The sequence below is a fragment of the Cupriavidus sp. GW821-FHT07C08 genome (assembly GCF_059419025.1).
Genome location: NZ_JBWKQZ010000017.1, coordinates 1 through 13,384, shown reverse-complemented (window position 1 = coordinate 13,384; position 13,384 = coordinate 1). Strand labels below are relative to the sequence as shown.

The window sequence follows — 13,384 nt, the reverse complement described above, 5'->3', positions numbered from 1 at the left end:
CAATGCGGGAATCCGCCCCGGCGCCGCGCGCTTCCCGACCTACCGGACGGTATGCAGCGCTCGCATCTGCCGAGGCCACAGAGCATAGGCGAGAAGGATGAAAATTTGATGTACATCGTGGCCATTGGCTGGCTCTACGTGGCGCTGATGATGGCGATCACCGAGCACACCGTGGTGGCAGGGGTTGCCACCTTCCTGATGTATGGCGTGGCGCCGGTGGCGCTGGTGCTCTACATCATGGGCACGCCCGGCCGCCGCCGGCGCGAGGCCGAAGCCGAGCGCGCGCAGGCGGCCAGAGGCAAGGACGAGTGAGGCAGCGGCCGGCTCAGTCCGCCAGCCAGACCAGGCTGGCCATGCGGCCGGTCACGCCGTCGCGCCGATAGGAGTAGAAGCGACCGGCATCGGCCACGGTGCAGGCGTCGCCGCCGTAGACCTCGGTGCAGCCGGCGCGCGCCAGGCGCGTGCGCGCCAGCGCATAGATGTCGGCAAGGTATTTGCCCGGCGCACCCGCGCGGAAGGCCGCGGCAACCGCGGCCTGTTCATCGGCGCGTGCCTGGGCCAGGAAGGCATCGCGCACTTCGGCACCTACCTCGAACGCATCGGGGCCGATGGCCGGGCCCAGCCACGCCAGCCAGCGCGGGGCGCCAGCACCGGCAGCGGCCTGCATCCGTGACAGCGTGGCTTCGATCACGCCGCTGCACAGGCCGCGCCAGCCCGCATGCGCGGCGCCCACCACCGTCCCCTGCGCATCGCACAGCAGCACCGGCAGGCAATCCGCCGTCATCACGGCGCAGACGTGGCCGGGTGCCACCGCCAGGCTCGCGTCGGCCTGGGGCACGGGCGTGCCCCAGGCCGCGACATGATCGACCGTCGCCACCGCGCAGCCATGCACCTGCTCCAGCCATTGCGGCATCGACGGCAGGCACGCGGCCAGCCGCGCACGGTTGCGCGCCACGTCGGCGGCATCGTCGCCGACGTGGGTGCCCAGGTTCAGGCCACCCGGGGCGCCGCCGGCAAGCCCGTACGGGCCCTTGCTGACGCCGCCCTGGCGCGTCGTGGATAGCGCGCACACACGCGCCGGCGCGGGCCAGTCAGGGACCAGCCAGGCGGGATCAGGCGCTGCGCTCATCGTCATCGTCACCGTCTTCATCATCGCCGGCGTATTCCCAGTGGGCCTCGCCGCCTTCCCAGACTTCGTCCCAGGCTTCTTCTTCCTCGTCGGCCTGCGCGCTTTCAAAATCCAGCGCATCGATCAACGCCTGCAGGTCTTCCGGCGGCTGCGCGGTCCAGGACATGCGCTTGCCGGTGGCCGGATGCACCAGGCCGAGCTGGTACGCATGCAGCGCCTGGCGCTCATACGGCACCGGCAGCGGCGCGCGGACTGCCGGGCGCTGCCCGCGCTGCGTGGCGCGGAAGTAGACCGGGTCGCCCACCAGCGGATGGCCGATCGATTCGAAATGCACGCGGATCTGGTGCGTGCGGCCAGTCTCCAGCTTGCACATCACCATCGACACAAAGCCCCGCCCCAGCGGCACCGTGGCCAGCGTGCGGAAATGCGTGCGCGACGGCTTGCCGCTGGCGGTATGCACGACCGCCATGCGCGTGCGTTCGCGCGGATCGCGGCCGATGGGCGCGTCGATGGTGCCCTCGTCATAGGTGCGGCCCCACACCAGCGCGATATAGGTGCGCTTGACCGTGCGCGCCTGCAGCTGGCGCACCAGGTCGGTCTGCGCGGTCAGCGAGCGCGCCACCACCATCAGCCCGGAGGTTTCCTTGTCGAGCCGGTGCACGATGCCCGCGCGCGGCAGCGACGTGGCGGCGGGGTCGCGGTGCAGCAACCCGTTGAGCACGGTGCCGCTCCAGTTGCCGGCAGCCGGGTGCACCACCAGCCCGGCGGGCTTGTTGATCACCAGCAGGGTGTCGTCTTCATAGACCACGTCCAGCGGCACGTCCTCGGGCGAGAAAGCGGACGATTCCGGCGCGGCCTGCGGCTGGATCTCGATGCGGTTGCCCATCTGCACCGCGTCGCGCGGCCGGCGCACCTGGCCGTCGACGCGCACGGCGCCGCTTTCGATCCACTGCTGCAGGCGGCTGCGTGAAAACTCGCTGAAGTGACGCGCGAGCAATTTATCGAGCCGCTCGCCATGCGAGGCGCTGTCCACCTCCAGCGTCAGGGTCACGGCCGGCTCGGCAGCTGGCGCGCCGCTGCCGGACGGCGTCTCGGCAAGGTCTTCAAATTCCTCGGGATGTGCCTCGAAATCGGCCACGGACGCGGCTGCGCGCACCCGTTCTGGTGGAAGTCCTCCCACGCCACCTCCGGCTTCGGGGTGGGGCTGGGGGCTTGGGCTATAATGCTTGACGCTATTTTTCTTCATCCGGGATACGATTGCCCATGCAATTGCAGAGCATGAAACGCGCGCGCTGGCGCACGACAATTGGAGCGGTTCTGCTCGCAGGCGGCTGCGTCATGCTGTCTGCATGCGGCCTGCTGGCGGACCAACCCGACGAGACCGCAGGCTGGTCGGCCAACAAATTATATTCGGAAGCCAAGGATGCGCTGGATGGCGGCGACTACACGCGTGCCGTCAAGCTGTATGAAAAGCTCGAAGGCCGCTATCCGTTTGGCCGCTATGCGCAGCAGGCCCAGATCGATACCGCCTACGCCAGCTACAAGGATGGTGAAACGGCAGCAGCCCTGGCCGCGGTGGACCGCTTCATCCAGCTGCACCCGAACCATCCCAATATCGATTACGCCTACTATCTCAAGGGCCTGATCAACTTCAACGACAACCTGGGCTGGCTGGGCCGCTTCTCGGGCCAGGACCTGAGCGAGCGCGATCCCAAGGCCGCGCGCGCCGCGTACGACGCCTTCCATACGCTGATCACGCGCTACCCAGAAAGCAAGTACACCCCCGACGCAACGCTGCGCATGCAGTACATCGTCAACTCGCTGGCCCAGCATGAAGTGCATGCCGCGCGCTACTACTACCGGCGCGGCGCCTATCTGGCCGCCGTCAACCGTGCCCAGCAGTCACTGAAGGACTACGATGGCGCGCCGGCCAACGAAGAGGCCCTGTACATCATGATCCGCTCGTATGACGCGATGGGCATGAAGGACCTGCGCGACGACACCGCGCGCGTGATGGAGCGCAATTTCCCGGACAGCGACTTCATCAAGTACGGCGCGCGCCGCAAGGACAAGGCCTGGTGGGAAGTGTTCTGACGCCGGCTGGCCAGCGGCCATAAAAAAACGGGACGTATCCTCCGATACGTCCCGTTTTTCTTTTTCCGGCACCCGCAGCGTTCAGTCCGCTGCCGCTTCCCCTGCGGGCTCCGCCTCAGCTTCCTTGCCAGGACCGCGCAGCGACTCCAGGAAGCGCACCACCGTCGCTGCCTCACGCGTGCGCGTGAACGGCGGCAGGCTTTGCCAGATCTGCCGGCCATAGGGCTTCTCGACCAGCCGCGTATCGAAGATCGCCAGCACGCCGCGGTCAGACTCCGAGCGGATCAGCCGCCCCGCCCCCTGCTTGAGCGTGATCACCGCATGCGGCAGCTGGTGCACGGCAAACGGGCTCAGGCCCTTCTTCTGCAGCACTTCCATGCGCGCGGCCAGCACCGGGTCGTCGGGCGGAGCGAACGGCAGCTTGTCGATGATCACCAGCGACAGCGCCTCGCCGCGCACATCCACGCCTTCCCAGAAGCTCTGGCTGCCGACCAGCACCGCATTGCCCAGTTCGCGGAAGCGGTCCAGCAACTCGGTGCGGCTGGCCTGGCCCTGCACCAGCAGCGGCAGGTTCAGGCCGCGCTCGGCAAACGCGTCATAAAGCAGGTCCGAGGCACGCTGCACGGCGCGCAGCGTGGTGCACAGCAGGAAGGTGCGCCCGCCGGCGGCCTCGATCAGCGGCAATGCCGCCTGCACCACCGCGTCGGTGAACTGCGGCGACTGCGGCGCCGGCATGTCGCGGGGCACGTAGAGCAGCGCCTGCTTCGCGTAATCGAACGGGCTGGGCAGCGTCAGCGAGCGGTCCTTGTCGAGCCCCAGCTGCGCGGCATAGTGGGTGAAGTTACCCTTCACCGACAGCGTCGCCGAGGTAAAAACCCAGGCGCGCGGCTGGCCGTCGCGCTGGCGCGTGAAGATCGGCGCGATCGACAGCGGCGTGCGGTGCAGTTGCACAGTATGCGAGAACACCTCGACCCAGCGCACGGTTTCAGGCCCGGCGGGCACCGCTGGCGCGGCTTCACCCTCGCCCTCCGGCGGCTGCGGTGCCGGCGCGGGCGCGGCATCGGCGCGCCACGCGGCCAGCTTGTTGGCCAGCTCCAGCGCGCGGCGGTGGCATTGCTGCAGCGATTCGGCACGCTCGGCCTGGCTTTCGAGCATCTCGACGAAGTCTGACAGCGCTTCGTCCAGCGCATCGAGCGTCTCGTTGAAAGGCTCGGCGATACGGCGGTCGGCCTCGATCTGGCCCAGCGCCAGCCGCGCATTGTCCTTGCTGAAGGCAAGGCGCAGGTCGCGCGCGGCGCGCTCCAGCGGCGCGGCCAGCGCGACCCAGTCCACCGCATCGCGCGCATGGGACAGGCCTTCGGCCACGGCATCGCGGGCGATTTCGAGCAGCTGGCTGGTCGACAGTGTCTCGCCGAAGAACAGCGTGGCGGTCTCGGGCAGCTGGTGGGCCTCGTCGAAGATCACGGTGTTGGCCGCCGGCAGCAGTTCCGCCATGCCGGTGTCGCGCAGCACCACGTCGGCAAAGAACAGGTGATGGTTGACCACCACCACGTCGGCCTGCTGCGCTTCCTTGCGCGCGCGCATCACAAAACATTCCTTGTAATGCGGGCATTCCGATCCCAGGCAGTTGTCGCGCGTGGAGGTCACCATCTGCCATACCGGCGCGTTCTCGGGCACGGACGCCAGCTCGGCCTTGTCGCCGGTGGAGGTTTCCTTGATGAAGCGACCGATGTCGCGCAGCCACGCCGCATCCTGGCGCGACGCCAGGCGCCCGTTGGCCTGCGCGCGTTCCAGGTGGTAGTGGCAGACGTAGTTGGCGCGGCCCTTGAGCAGCGCCACCGAGACCGGCACGTTCAGCGCATGGCGCACCGTGGGGATATCGCGCAGGAACAGCTGGTCCTGCAGGTTCTTGGTGCCGGTCGACAGGATCACCTTGCCGCCCCACAGCATCGCCGGCACCAGGTAGGCGTAGGTCTTGCCGGTGCCGGTGCCCGCCTCGACGATGACGGAATCGTTCTGCGCGATTGCGTCGGCGACGGCCTCGGCCATCTTGTGCTGCGAGGCGCGTGGCCGGTAGCCGGGAATGGCCTGGGCCAGCGTGCCGGTATCGGCAAAGATGGTGGCCAGTTCAGCGCCGCGGCTGGCGCCGTCGTCGGCGGGCGCGGCAGGCACGGGCGACCCGGCGTCGGTCAGGCTGACGGCTTCGGACGGCTCAGGGGAATCTGGAAGATCGGACAAGGGAGGGGGGAGAATGTTGTATGGGCCGCCGGACAGGGCCAGCGGCGATCGGCAAGACAATGGGCCAGCCTGGCGCGGATGCGCTCAGGCCGGCACGTCGGGTTCGAGCTGCAGCTGCAGCAGCGTGATGGCGTCCTTCAGCTTGAGGCGGCGCTTCTTCAGCCGGCGCAGCTGCAGTTCGTCATGGACGGCGTCGCTGGCAAGCCGGTCGATCAGGAAATCCAGGTCGCGGTGCTCGATCTGCAACTCCATGATGCGCCGCTCCAGGGTGTTCAGGTTGCTGTCCATCTATGCCTCCGCTGCGCAGTCACGGTGCCGGGCCTCAGAAGCCGAACGGGCGCGGCGCCGACGCCTGGCCCTGTTGCTCCTTCGCCTTGGCGCGGCGCTCTTCCAGTTCCTTCTGGCGCTGTTCGAGGTCGCGCTGCTTGGCCTCGTATGCCTTGACGTTCTCCTGCCGCTGGCGGGCCTGCTCGGCGCCCTTCTGCTGGGCCTCCTGCATGCGGGCATCGAAGTCGGACTGCTTCTTTTCATACGCCTGCGCATTGGCGGCACGCTGCGGCGCCTCGCCCTGGCGCTGCGCCTCGCGCAGCTGCTGTTCCTGCTGCTTCTTCTGGAAGGCCTCGCGACTGGACTGTTCACTGGCCGAGCGCTTCGGCTGGCTGGCCTCGAACTCGGCGTTGCGCAGCGCCTGTTCGCGGTCGCGCTCGGCGGCGCGGTGGGCGCGTTCGGCCTCGCCTACCTCCAGTTCGCGCTTGCGCAGCACCTGCAGCTCCTCGCGCTGGACTTCCTTGGCGTTGTTGATGCAGTGGTTGACGAAGAACTTGCCGTAGCACTCACGTTCGGCGGCGGCAAAGCGGTAGTTGGTCCAGGCGCGCGAATCCTCGACGGCCTTGCGTTCGGCGGCAAAGTCGCGCTGGCCGTTGGCGGCGGGCGGCGCGGCGGGCGCGGAAGCCTGGGCGCGCGCCTCGCGCAGCGGCATCAGCACGGCGCATGCAGCCAGGGCCAGTGCAGCCAGGCGGCCGAAGCGGAACAGGGAAGTTTCAGGCACGTTGGCGAAGGTTGGCATGGCCAGGATGGTGGCCTTGGCGGCGGCCGGGCGGGACTTGACGATCATGACCGGATTCTAGCATCCGGGCCGGGCACCGGCCTGCCCCGCCGGCCCGTTCCGGACGTGCGCGGGACGCCGCCCGCCCCGCACCCACAGCGCGCCCCGGCGGATACCTCGCGCGCTTGTGGCAAAATGCCCCGCTTTCGACTGACTGCGTTTTTCGCTGCGCTCTCCGATGTCCAACCTGCCCGCATCCGTCTCGCAAAAGATTGTCTCGCTCATCGCGGCTGAACTGTCCGTGCAGCCCCGCCAGGTGGCCGCGGCCGTGGCGCTGCTTGACGAAGGCGCCACCGTGCCCTTCATCGCCCGCTACCGCAAGGAAGTGACCGGCAACCTGGATGACACGCAGCTGCGCAACCTGGAAGAGCGCCTGCTCTACCTGCGCGACATGGAAGACCGCCGCGCGGCCATCCTCGCGTCGATCCAGGAGCAAGGCAAGCTCACGCCCGAGCTCCAGGCTGCCATCGAGGCCGCCGAAACCAAGCAGACGCTCGAAGACCTCTACCTGCCCTACAAGCCCAAGCGCCGCACCCGCGCCCAGATCGCGCGCGAATGCGGGCTGGAGCCACTGGCGCAGGCGCTGCTGGCCGATCCCACGCTGGACCCGCAGGCCGAGGCCGCCAAGTACGTCAACGGCAACCCCACCGCCGACGGCGGCGTGCCTGATGTCAAGGCCGCGCTGGACGGCGCGCGCGACATCCTGTCCGAGCAGTTCGGCGAAACCGCGGAACTGCTGGGCAAGCTGCGCGAGCACCTGTGGAACAACGGCGTGGTGGCCTCCACCGTGATGGAAGGCAAGGAAACCGCCGAGGAAGAGAAGTTCCGCGACTACTACAGCTACAGCGAGACCATCCGCACCGTGCCGTCGCACCGTGCGCTGGCGCTGTTCCGCGGCCGCAACGCGGGTGTGCTGATGGTCAAGCTGGGCCTGGGCGAAGAACAGGACGCGATGGTGCCGCACCCGTGCGAAGGCATGATCGCGCGCCATGTCGGCGTCCAGAACCTGGGCCGCGCGGCCGACAAATGGCTGGGCGACGTATGCCGCTGGTGCTGGCGCGTCAAGGTGCAGCCCCACCTGGAAACCGAACTGCTGACGCAGCTGCGCGAAACCGCGGAGAACGAAGCCATCAAGGTGTTCGGCCGCAACCTGCATGAGCTGCTGCTGGCCGCGCCGGCCGGGCCCAAGTCCGTGATGGGCGTCGACCCGGGCATCCGCACCGGCTGCAAGATCGCCGTGGTGGACAGCACCGGCAAGCTGCTGGACACCGCCACCATCTACCCGCACGAGCCCCGCCGCGACTGGAACGGCTCGCTAGCCACGCTGGCGCGCCTGGCAAAACAGCACAATGTGGCGCTGGTGTCGATCGGCAACGGCACCGCCAGCCGCGAAACCGACAAGCTGGTGCAGGACCTGATGAAGCAGATGCCCGAGCTGAAGCTGACCAAGATCGTGGTCAGCGAGGCCGGCGCTTCGGTGTATTCGGCGTCGGAGCTGGCAGCCAAGGAATTCCCGGACCTCGATGTATCGCTGCGCGGCGCGGTGTCGATTGCCCGCCGGCTGCAGGATCCGCTGGCGGAACTAGTCAAGATCGATCCCAAGTCGATCGGCGTGGGCCAGTACCAGCATGACGTCAACCAGCGCGAGCTGGCGCGGGCGCTGGACGCCGTGGTCGAAGACTGCGTCAACGCCGTGGGCGTGGACGTCAACACCGCCTCGGCGCCGCTGCTGGCGCGCGTGTCGGGCCTGAACACGGTGCTGGCACGCAATATCGTCGAGTTCCGCGACGCCAATGGCGCCTTCCCCAACCGCAACGCGCTGAAGCAGGTGCCGCGCCTGGGCGACAAGACCTTCGAGCAGGCGGCCGGCTTCCTGCGCATCAACGACGGCGACAATCCGCTGGACCGCTCCTCGGTGCACCCGGAAGCGTATCCGGTGGTGCAGCGCATCCTGGAACACGTCAAGAAGGGCCTGCGCGATGTGATGGGCAACCGCGACGCGCTGCGCGGCCTGTCGCCGACGCAGTTCACCGACGACTCCTTCGGCCTGCCGACCGTGCGCGACATCCTGACTGAACTGGAAAAGCCGGGCCGCGACCCGCGCCCCGAGTTCAAGACCGCGACCTTCCAGGAAGGCGTGGAAGACGTGAAGGACCTGCAGCCCGGCATGGTGCTGGAAGGCGTGGTCACCAACGTGGCAGCCTTCGGTGCGTTTGTCGATATCGGCGTGCACCAGGACGGCCTGGTCCATATCTCGGCGTTGTCGAACAAGTTCGTCAAGGACGCGCACGAGGTGGTCAAGGCTGGCCAGGTGGTCAAGGTCAAGGTGATGGAGGTCGACGTCAAGCGCAATCGCATCGGCCTGTCGATGCGCCTGGACGACGAGCCCGGCCAGGCCGCGGCGCGTGCCGGCGGTGACCGTGGCGACCGCGGCGCTCAGCGCAATGGCGGCAAGGGCTTCGGTGGCGGCCGCCGCGAGCAGGAACCGGCGGGCGCGATGGCCGCGGCCTTCGCCAAGCTCAAGCGCTAAGCCGCAAGCGCATGGCAAGACGCCCCGCACGGGAAGCCGTGCGGGGCGTTTTTGCTTTCAACCGCCGCGCCCGATCCGCACCGCCAGGCCCTTCCCGGCCCCATCCGAGCGGTTGGCAAACGCAATTTCCAGCCCATGCAGCCGCGCCACGCGCCGCGCGATGGAAATGCCAAGGCCGTGCCCCTGCTCGCGCTGCCCGCTGCCGCCGCGGAAAAAGCGGTCTCCCAGCCGTGCCAGCACGTCCGGCGCCACGCCCGGTCCCTGGTCGCGCACGGTGATGCCGTCAGGCTGGAAATCGACCGTCACCAGCGCACCCGGCGGACTGTAGCGGATCGCGTTGTCGAGCAGGTTGCGCAGCATCAGCGACAGCAGGCTGGTGTCGCCCGCCACTGGCAATGGGGGATGGTCCTGCGCCGGCCATTCCAGCTCGACGTCGACCTGTTTCTGCTGCGCCAGGCCCAGGCAGTCGGACAGCGCCTGCTGCGCCACGGGCAGCCAGTTGACAGGCTGGCGCGAAGGCGGCGCTGAGGCATCCTCCAGCCGGCTCAGTGTCAGCAGCTGCGACACCAGCCGGCCGATGCGGTCGATGCCGGATGCCACATTGGCGCGCGCCTGCACGCGTTCGTCGGCGTCAGGTGAGCGCTCGGCTATCTCCCACTGCGCCTTGAGCGCGGCCAGCGGCGTGCGCATCTCGTGCGCCGCATCGGCGGTCAGGCGCCGTTCGTGTTCGATGGAATCCGATACGCGCGCCAGCAGCCGGTTCATCGCATGCACCAGCGGCACCAGTTCACCGGGCACGGCCTTGAGGCTGAGCGGCCGGCGGTCCTCCGGGGCGCGCCCTTCGATGTCCGAGGACAGCGCCCGCACCGGCGCCAGCGCGCGCCTCATGAACCAGATCAGCAGCCCGATCAGCACCGGCAGCCCCGCGGCCCACGGCAACACCTGCGCGGCGATATAGGACAGGATCAGCTCGTTGCGCTCGCCGATCTGCTGGCCGACACAGACACGCCAGCCGGTATCGGGGTCGTCGAGGTAGTAGAGCCGCCAGGCCTTCTTGTTGATGGTGATATCGGTAAAGCCCTTGACGCCGGGGGCGCGTGGCAGCAGGTCGCCCTCGGGATCGATATGCAGCGACTTGCCGTCCGGCAGCCACGCCGCGATGGCCAGGTCGCCCAGCCCGGCGTCGCCCTGGTCGCCTTCCACCAGCTGCGGCAGCCGCGTTCGCGACGGCGCAGCGGCGACATCGACCAGCGGGACCACCGAATGCATCTGCAGCGCCATGCGCACCATGTCAGTGTCATAGAGCTCGTTGATCTCATGCCGGGCCCGCACGTAGGTCAGGCCGATGGTCAGCAGCCACACCACCGGCGCGGCGATCAGCACCGCAAAGATGAGCCGGCGCTGCAACGTCATATGCAATCCTCCGCCGCGCCCAGCGTGTAGCCCGCGCCGCGGAAGGTGCGCACGATCTTCGGATGAATCTTGCGGCGCAGGTGGTGGATATGCACCTCTAGCGCGTTGCTCTCGATGCCGCCCTGCCAGTCATAAAGCTTGTCGCGCAGGAAGTCGCGCGTCAGCAGCCGGTTGGGGTGCGCCAGCAGCAGCTCCAGCAACATGGCTTCGCGGCTGGTCAGTTCCACCGGCTGTCCCTGCCAGTACGCCTGGCGCGCGGCCGGGTGGAATTCCAGCGCGCCGTGCTTCCACACTGGCGACGACAGGCCCGCTGCGCGGCGAGTGACGGCACGTAGCCGGGCCGCCAGCTCATCGAGCGCGATCGGCTTGACCAGGTAGTCGTCGGCGCCGGCGTCAAGGCCGCCGATGCGGCTGTCGATCGCATCGCGCGCGGTCAGCACAATCACCGGGATGCGGCAGCCGCGCGCACGCCAGCGCGCGAGCAGCGACATGCCGTCTTCCCCTGGCAGGCCCAGGTCCAGCACCACGGCATCGTAGTGGACCACGCCGAGTGCATGGTCGGCTTCAGCGCCGGTGCTGAACCAGTCGACCGCATAGTCCAGCAGTTGCAGGCCGCGGCGAAGCCCGTCGCCCAGCATCGGGTCGTCTTCAACGATCAGGATTCTCATTTATTTCGGGCTGGGTTCGTTTTGTCCTTCCGGTGTTATCTACCGGTCACAAGAGCGCGTGCGGCATCGTGCCTGCAACGCATCGTGGCCATTATGTGCGCGCCCGCTTAATCTGCCATTAAGGTTCGCCGATTATTCTCGCCCTCTCCGCGCCAGGACCAGCCTGAGTCAACGCCGCACCTCCAGCCGGCGTTGTCATGGCCATGCCGCCGGGCCGCGCTGCCGCGCAGCGCCGCCTCAGCACTCTACCCAAGCCACCGCCGCCCTTGCCGTCACACCCGCCTCCAGGCCACGACGTTCCTGCCATGCCTCAACGTCCCAATCGCTCTGCCGCCGTGCGCAGGCTCGACGCCACCCGGGCCGGCGACCCCGGCCATGCCGCACGCATCGCCGGCATGCCCGCCCTGACGGTGGCGCTGGTGGCGCTGGCGTTCGCGCTGGTCTGGTTCGGCACGCTGGGCGTGCGCCACCTGCTCGGCCCCGACGAGGGCCGCTATGCCGAGATCGCGCGTGAAATGCTGAGCACCGGCGACTGGGTCACCATCCGCTACAACGCGCTGAAGTACTTCGAGAAACCGCCCTTCCATATGTGGGTGACGGCACTGTCGTACGCGCTGTTCGGCGTCGGCGAATGGCAGGCAAGGCTGTGCGTGGCGCTGGCCGGCATGGCCGGGCTGGGCGTGTCGATGCTGGCCGCGGCACGCTGGTTCGGCGCGCGCGCCGGACTGTTGACGGGTCTGGTGCTGGCGTCCGCACCGATGTGGAATGTCGCCGCGCATTTCAATACGCTGGACATGACGCTGTCCGGCGTCATGGCCTGCGTGCTGGCGTGCATGCTGCTGGCCCAGCATCCGGCCGCAACGCCCGCCGCGCGCCGCAACTGGATGCTGGCGTGCTGGGCCGCGATGGGCGTGGCCGTGCTGACCAAGGGCCTGGTCGGCCTGGCGCTGCCCGGCCTGGTGCTGGTGATCTACACCTGCTTGACGCGCGACCTGGCGCTGTGGCGAAGGCTGCATGTGCCGGCCGGCATCGTGGTGATGCTGCTGGTGGCGGTGCCATGGTACTGGCTGGTGGCGCGGCGCAACCCGGAATTCCTGCGCTTTTTCTTTATCCACGAGCACTGGCAGCGCTATACCTCGACCGTGCATGCGCGCACGGGTGCGCTGTGGTACTTCGTGCCGCTGGTGATCGGTGGCTTCCTGCCATGGCTGGGGCTGGTGCCCGGCATGGTGCGCGCCGTCCGGCAACGTGCCGGCGTCGCCGACCCAGGCAGTCCGCGGCCGTTCCAGCCTGCCCTGATGGCGGCGCTGTGGGCGGCGTCGATTTTCGTCTTCTTCAGCCTGTCCGGATCCAAGCTCCCCGGCTATATCCTGCCGGTGTTCCCGGCGCTTGGGATGCTGGCGGGTGCGGCGCTGGTTCAGACCGGCGAGCGTGCCTGGCGCCGACAGTTGCGGGCGATGCTGGTTGTCGGCGCGATCGCGCTGCTGGCCAGCCCCTACGTGGCCACGCTCGATTCCAACAACACGCCCAATGCGCTGTACCGCGCCTATGCCGTGTGGGCGGCGTTGGCGTTCGCGCTGGTGATGCTGAGCGCCGTGGCCGGCCTGTGGCTGCAGCGCCGGCACGGGCGCATGGCCAGTATTACGGCCTATGCATTCGGGATGCTGCTGGCATTCTCCACCGCCCTGCTCGGCCACGAAACCATCGGCCGCTCGGCGTCGGGCATCGACATGGTGGCGCCGATCGCGCGCGTACTGGAGCCTGGCATGCCGCTCTACGGCGTCGGCATGCTGGACCATACGCTGCCGTTCTACCTGCACCATCCGCTCACCATGGTGGCGCGAGCCGACGAACTAACCTTCGGCACCGAACAGGAGCCGCAGAAATGGCTGCCCACCATCGATGCCTTCATCGATGCCTGGCTGCACGGTCCGCGCGCCGTCGCGCTGCTGTCGCCGCAGACCTTTGCCGAGCTGAGTGCGCGCGTGCCGATGCATGTGGTCGCGCGCGACTGGCGGCGCGTGGCCGTCACCAACTTCCCCATCGCTGGCGCGCGTTAGCCGCGCCAGCGAGTTCCGTTTTCCCATGCCATCGTCAAACGCAATGCAAGGCAAGAAAGTACTGATCCTCGGCGTCAACGGCTTCATCGGCCACCACCTGACGCGCCGCATCCTGGAAACCACGCCGTGGGAGGTCTACGGCATGGA

General features: G+C 68.4%; 11 protein-coding genes and 1 pseudogene. 5 read left to right on the top strand and 7 right to left on the bottom strand.

Annotated elements, in window-relative coordinates; all coding sequences use genetic code 11:
* The first annotated feature begins 108 nt into the window (after positions 1-108).
* Entirely contained in the window at positions 109-312 is a 204-nt protein-coding gene (locus AC07UK_RS20935; RefSeq protein ID WP_494686296.1) for a hypothetical protein, read from the top strand.
* Between the two features lie 13 nt (positions 313-325).
* On the opposite strand, the gene pgeF is transcribed toward AC07UK_RS20935, so the two are convergent.
* Both pgeF and AC07UK_RS20925 read right to left on the bottom strand, forming a co-directional pair.
* The gene (gene pgeF / locus AC07UK_RS20930) at positions 326-1,129 is read right to left on the bottom strand and encodes a peptidoglycan editing factor PgeF (RefSeq protein ID WP_436221387.1); all 804 of its coding nucleotides are present in this window, start codon (positions 1,127-1,129) and stop codon (positions 326-328) included.
* On the bottom strand, positions 1,113-2,375 hold the full coding sequence (locus AC07UK_RS20925) for an RluA family pseudouridine synthase (protein ID WP_436221386.1): 1,263 nt from the start codon (positions 2,373-2,375) through the stop codon (positions 1,113-1,115). The genes pgeF and AC07UK_RS20925 overlap by 17 nt, the downstream gene beginning before the upstream one ends.
* 17 nt (positions 2,376-2,392) lie before the next feature.
* On the opposite strand from AC07UK_RS20925, the gene AC07UK_RS20920 reads away from it, so the two are divergent.
* Positions 2,393-3,223: an outer membrane protein assembly factor BamD gene (locus tag AC07UK_RS20920; protein WP_114135275.1), complete on the top strand. Its 831-nt coding sequence runs from the start codon at positions 2,393-2,395 to the stop codon at positions 3,221-3,223.
* A gap of 81 nt (positions 3,224-3,304) precedes the next feature.
* Here AC07UK_RS20920 and yoaA read toward each other — a convergent pair whose 3' ends face one another.
* The 3 genes from yoaA to AC07UK_RS20905 form a co-directional block, all read right to left on the bottom strand.
* Positions 3,305-5,461, bottom strand: a complete 2,157-nt coding sequence (gene yoaA / locus AC07UK_RS20915; protein WP_436221385.1) for a DNA repair helicase YoaA — start codon at positions 5,459-5,461, stop codon at positions 3,305-3,307.
* Positions 5,462-5,545: 84 nt separating this feature from the next.
* The gene (locus AC07UK_RS20910) at positions 5,546-5,749 is read right to left on the bottom strand and encodes a DUF465 domain-containing protein (protein WP_013956445.1); all 204 of its coding nucleotides are present in this window, start codon (positions 5,747-5,749) and stop codon (positions 5,546-5,548) included.
* 34 nt (positions 5,750-5,783) lie between these two features.
* The gene (locus AC07UK_RS20905; protein ID WP_436221384.1) at positions 5,784-6,575 is read right to left on the bottom strand and encodes a hypothetical protein; all 792 of its coding nucleotides are present in this window, start codon (positions 6,573-6,575) and stop codon (positions 5,784-5,786) included.
* Positions 6,576-6,744: 169 nt separating this feature from the next.
* On the opposite strand from AC07UK_RS20905, the gene AC07UK_RS20900 reads away from it, so the two are divergent.
* Positions 6,745-9,096: a Tex family protein gene (locus AC07UK_RS20900; RefSeq protein WP_494686297.1), complete on the top strand. Its 2,352-nt coding sequence runs from the start codon at positions 6,745-6,747 to the stop codon at positions 9,094-9,096.
* Positions 9,097-9,153: 57 nt separating this feature from the next.
* Here AC07UK_RS20900 and AC07UK_RS20895 read toward each other — a convergent pair whose 3' ends face one another.
* Both AC07UK_RS20895 and AC07UK_RS20890 read right to left on the bottom strand, forming a co-directional pair.
* Positions 9,154-10,509, bottom strand: a complete 1,356-nt coding sequence (locus AC07UK_RS20895) for an ATP-binding protein (protein ID WP_436221382.1) — start codon at positions 10,507-10,509, stop codon at positions 9,154-9,156.
* Positions 10,506-11,177 carry a response regulator gene (locus AC07UK_RS20890; protein ID WP_436221381.1) on the bottom strand — a complete coding sequence of 224 codons (672 nt, stop codon included), beginning with the start codon at positions 11,175-11,177 and terminating at the stop codon, positions 10,506-10,508. Before AC07UK_RS20890 ends, AC07UK_RS20895 begins: the two co-directional genes overlap by 4 nt.
* 305 nt (positions 11,178-11,482) lie before the next feature.
* Between AC07UK_RS20890 and AC07UK_RS20885 the strand changes: the two genes are divergently transcribed.
* Complete coding sequence (locus AC07UK_RS20885; RefSeq protein ID WP_436221380.1) at positions 11,483-13,237, top strand: glycosyltransferase family 39 protein; 1,755 nt, start codon at positions 11,483-11,485, stop codon at positions 13,235-13,237.
* A 25-nt stretch (positions 13,238-13,262) separates the two neighbouring features.
* Positions 13,263-13,384, top strand: a pseudogene (locus AC07UK_RS20880) (bifunctional UDP-4-keto-pentose/UDP-xylose synthase); the annotation flags it as partial.

Coding starts and splice junctions, on each gene's coding strand:
- AC07UK_RS20900 (WP_494686297.1), top strand. CDS start 6,745: ATGTCCAACCTGCCCGCATCCGTCTCGCAAAAGATTGTCTCGCTCATC.
- pgeF (WP_436221387.1), bottom strand. CDS start 1,129: ATGAGCGCAGCGCCTGATCCCGCCTGGCTGGTCCCTGACTGGCCCGCG.
- AC07UK_RS20895 (WP_436221382.1), bottom strand. CDS start 10,509: ATGACGTTGCAGCGCCGGCTCATCTTTGCGGTGCTGATCGCCGCGCCG.
- AC07UK_RS20910 (WP_013956445.1), bottom strand. CDS start 5,749: ATGGACAGCAACCTGAACACCCTGGAGCGGCGCATCATGGAGTTGCAG.
- AC07UK_RS20920 (WP_114135275.1), top strand. CDS start 2,393: ATGCAATTGCAGAGCATGAAACGCGCGCGCTGGCGCACGACAATTGGA.
- AC07UK_RS20905 (WP_436221384.1), bottom strand. CDS start 6,575: ATGATCGTCAAGTCCCGCCCGGCCGCCGCCAAGGCCACCATCCTGGCC.
- AC07UK_RS20890 (WP_436221381.1), bottom strand. CDS start 11,177: ATGAGAATCCTGATCGTTGAAGACGACCCGATGCTGGGCGACGGGCTT.
- AC07UK_RS20935 (WP_494686296.1), top strand. CDS start 109: ATGTACATCGTGGCCATTGGCTGGCTCTACGTGGCGCTGATGATGGCG.
- AC07UK_RS20885 (WP_436221380.1), top strand. CDS start 11,483: ATGCCTCAACGTCCCAATCGCTCTGCCGCCGTGCGCAGGCTCGACGCC.
- AC07UK_RS20925 (WP_436221386.1), bottom strand. CDS start 2,375: ATGAAGAAAAATAGCGTCAAGCATTATAGCCCAAGCCCCCAGCCCCAC.